This window comes from Myxococcus vastator (assembly GCF_010894475.1).
Taxonomy (GTDB): Bacteria; Myxococcota; Myxococcia; order Myxococcales; family Myxococcaceae; genus Myxococcus; species Myxococcus vastator.
The window spans coordinates 1-3454 of the sequence record NZ_JAAIYB010000656.1; the positions used below are offsets into that span (position 1 = coordinate 1).

Below are 3454 nucleotides of genomic sequence, written 5' to 3' on the forward strand. Positions count from 1 at the left end.
GACGCGGAGGGTGGGGCGGGGTCCGGTTCCGGACGAAAAGCGGGCCTGCCGGTGTAGAAAACCCGTGACCAGGCCGTCACGTTGCCGTGACAGGGAACGAAAGTTCCCAATGTCGCGGCAGGCGACCCTGTACGAATGCCCGTCGGTTGGAAGGAGTTACTGGCTGGACGGAGGATCGGCCGGCGGGGTGGGGGTGCTGCCCGCTTCCGGCGTGGAGGGCGCCGCCGGCGGAGGCGGAGTCTGCGTTATCCCTGGGTTGGCGCCGGACGACTTCACGCGCCGCAGGACGTTGCGCAGGCCCAGGGCCAGCGCCGTGCCAGCACCCACCAGAATCAGTCCCCAGCCCATGCCGCGGGGGAGGGGCGAGCGGGCCACGGAGAAGCGCGCGGTGATCACCTTGAGGTGGGTGCCGCGGTATCGCACCTCCAAATCCCACGGCCCGGGCTCGTCTGGGGTGAACTGGGTGTGCCAGTTCACCCCGTCCCGCGTCAGCGTCTTCGTCTGCTGGGAAGGCGACCCGGTGGGGTGGAACGTGACGGTGAGGGGGCCATCGAATTCGGGGCCCTCGAAGCTGCCTACATGCAACGACACGGAGATGGGCTCTCCCTCCGTGGGCATGGCGGGGTGGACGGTCCCCTGGAGCCGCTCCTCCGCGTCGGACCAGCGGAGTTCCAGGACGTCCCCCCGGCGTTCGACGCGAATCTGATCGTTCGCGGGAGCCGCAACCGTGGTAGTTGCAATGAGGAGGCTGGCGAGCAGTACCCATCCGGATTTGAATCCGGGGTGCCTTTGCCTCCGAAGTGGCTGTCCTCTAAGATGCGCTGCCCTGCTGCATTCCACCTGAGCCTGCTCCCCGCCGGCGATGTCCCGGGATGAACCCTCAATCATTCGGGAAATATCAGCTTCTTAAGAAGCTCGCCACGGGCGGCATGGCCGAAGTCTGGCTGGCGCGCCAGACGGGCATCGAGGGGTTCCACAAGAACCTCGTGGTGAAGCGCATCCTCCCGCACCTCGCGGAGGACCGTGAGTTCGTGGAGATGTTCCGGAACGAGGCGCTGATTGCCGCGCGCTTCAACCACCCGAACATCGCCCAGGTCTACGAGTTCGGCGAGGCCAACGGCACCTACTACATCGCCATGGAGTTCATCCACGGCGAGGACCTAGGCCGGGTGATGCGCAAGGCCGCCAGCACGGGGCAGTGGGTGGCCCGGCCGCTGGCCATCCGCATCGTCGCCGCCGCTTGTGAAGGCCTGTTCTACGCCCACAGCCGCACGGATGACGCGGGCCGGCCCCTGCGCGTGGTGCACCGCGACATCTCGCCGCAGAACATCCTGATCAGCTTCGACGGCTCGGTGAAGCTGGTGGACTTCGGCATCGCCAAGGCGGCGGATCAGGCGTCGCTCACGAAGTCGGGCGCCATCAAGGGCAAGTTCGCGTACATGGCGCCGGAGCAGGCCGCCGGCAAGCCGCTGGACGGCCGCGCGGACATCTTCGCCATTGGCCTGGTGCTCTACGAGCTGCTCACGGGCGTGCGTCCGTTGAAGCGCGACTCGGAGCTGGCCACGCTGCAGGCCGCCATGGAGTGCGCCATCGCCGCGCCTTCACAGGTGGCGGACGTCCCGGAGGAGATGGACCCGGTGGTGATGCGGGCCATCGCGAAGAACTCGGACGACCGCTACCGGGACGCGCGCCAGTTCCAGATGGCGCTGGAGGAGATTCTCGTCGGGCAGCGCTGGGTGGCCGGCTCGGTGCAGATCTCCGAGCTGATGGAGACGCTCTTCGCCGACCGCCTGGCGGAGGAGAAGGCCCAGGGCCAGGTGGTGCCCGTGGGCGAGGACTCCGCGAACTCCGGCACGCCCATGCCGCCCACGCCGCCGCCGCAGGAGCGTGGCCGCAGCCGCACCTCCGCCGCCGCGGACATGAACTGGGAGGCGCCTCCGGGCGAGGCCTCGGTTCGCGAGCGTCAGCGTGGCGCGCCTTCCCGGACGTCCATGGGGCCCCGGCGCACCTCGGCCGCGGCGCCCGCGGTGGAGGCCGACGAGCAGGGGGAGTGGGAGGCGCCGTCTGGAGTCGAGGACGCCCCGCCGCCGCGCCGGAGCAGGACGTCCGCGGAGCTGCGCCGTCCGTCCAACCCCAACTCCACGCAGATTGCGCGGACGAGCTCCCGTTCGGACCTGAGCCGGACCGGCGTGGGCGAACCGCCCCCGCCTCGTCGCTCCGCCACGCGCGCCGCGCCCATCGTGGATGATCCAGGGCCGCCGCCTCCGTCCCGCTCGCGCGCGAGCATGGCGGCGGTCGATGAGCGCACCCGGATGGAGGACGAGGAGCTGGACGACGAGCGGACCATGCTTCCGCCGCCGGAGCCCGCGCCGCCGCCTCGCCGCAGGACAGGGATGCAGTCCGGCATCCACCCCTCCGAGGCCCCGCCGCGCCGCCGCACGTCGAGCCGCGCGGAGATGCCGTCGGCCCCGCCGCGTTCGAGGACGTCGAGCGTGGCCCTGGCGCGTTCGCGCGCCGAGGACGCCGAGGTGGACCGGGCGCTGGAGAAGTCCGCGCGGAGCGCTCGCGCGGGTGTGGCCAAGCGCAACATCGCCACGGTCGGGTTCATCGTGGGGCTGGTGGCCGTGGGGTTGGTGTTCCACAAGCCCATCCTCTCGGTGCTCAACAGCCGCGCCTCCGACGGGCAGTCGGTGACGCTGTCGGTCAACACCAACGAGAAGGTGAAGGTCTCGGTGCGCCACACCGAGCGCTGCGGCAGCCAGCAGCCGGTGACGGAGCTGGGGGAGACGCCCCTCGTCAATGCGGCGGGCGCCCATCTGCAGGACACGCTCATCCTGGTGAACGAGCAGCAGGGCATCTACAAGGAGGAGGTCGACACGCTCGCCTTCGGGGAGCCCGGTCAGGCCAAGTCCTTCACCTACGAGTTCCGCCGGGGCCAGCTCCAGCTGACGCTGAAGCCGGACGGTCTGCGCGGCATCTCCGTGAAGCGCAATGGCCAGGACCTGGGGCCCTACCTGGGCAACAGGGGCATGAAGCTCGACCTCATGGAGGGCCGCCACAAGCTGGAGCTGCAGGGCGGGCCGCTGAAGGAGCCCTTCATGTTCGAGGTCGACATCAAGCCCGGCCTCATCAACAAGCAGACCGAAGACTTGTCCGCCTTCGTGGGCTAGCGGCGTGCCGCCCTGTCAGTAGCGGGGCAGGCGGGGGTCCACCTGTCGGGCGTACAAGTCAATGCCGCCTCGCAGCGACACCGCGTCGATGCCCAGCGACATCAGGTAGGCCGCGCCGTCCAGGCTGCGCACGCCATGGTGGCAGTAGACGACCACGGGCCGGCCGCGCAGGGGCTCCAGTTCCTCCGCGCGCTCCTCCAGCTCCGGCAGGGGAATCAACAGCGAGTCCGGCAGGGCCACCCAGGCATGCTCCGAGGCAAAGCGCACGTCGAGCAGGGCGGGGC

The 3454-nt window shown here is 70.0% G+C and carries 3 protein-coding genes; 1 reads left to right on the plus strand and 2 read right to left on the minus strand.

Going from position 1 to position 3454, the window contains the following annotated elements; genetic code table 11:
• Positions 1–156 precede the first annotated feature (156 nt).
• The gene (locus G4D87_RS35615) at positions 157–618 is read right to left on the minus strand and encodes a hypothetical protein (RefSeq protein ID WP_163787195.1); all 462 of its coding nucleotides are present in this window, start codon (positions 616–618) and stop codon (positions 157–159) included.
• 254 nt (positions 619–872) lie between these two features.
• Here G4D87_RS35615 and G4D87_RS35620 point away from each other — a divergent pair, with 254 nt between their 5' ends.
• Positions 873–3170 carry a serine/threonine protein kinase gene (locus tag G4D87_RS35620; protein ID WP_163787198.1) on the plus strand — a complete coding sequence of 766 codons (2298 nt, stop codon included), beginning with the start codon at positions 873–875 and terminating at the stop codon, positions 3168–3170.
• A gap of 15 nt (positions 3171–3185) precedes the next feature.
• Here G4D87_RS35620 and G4D87_RS35625 read toward each other — a convergent pair.
• The coding region (locus G4D87_RS35625; protein WP_163787200.1) for a rhodanese-like domain-containing protein at positions 3186–3454 on the minus strand (269 nt) is incomplete at its 5' end.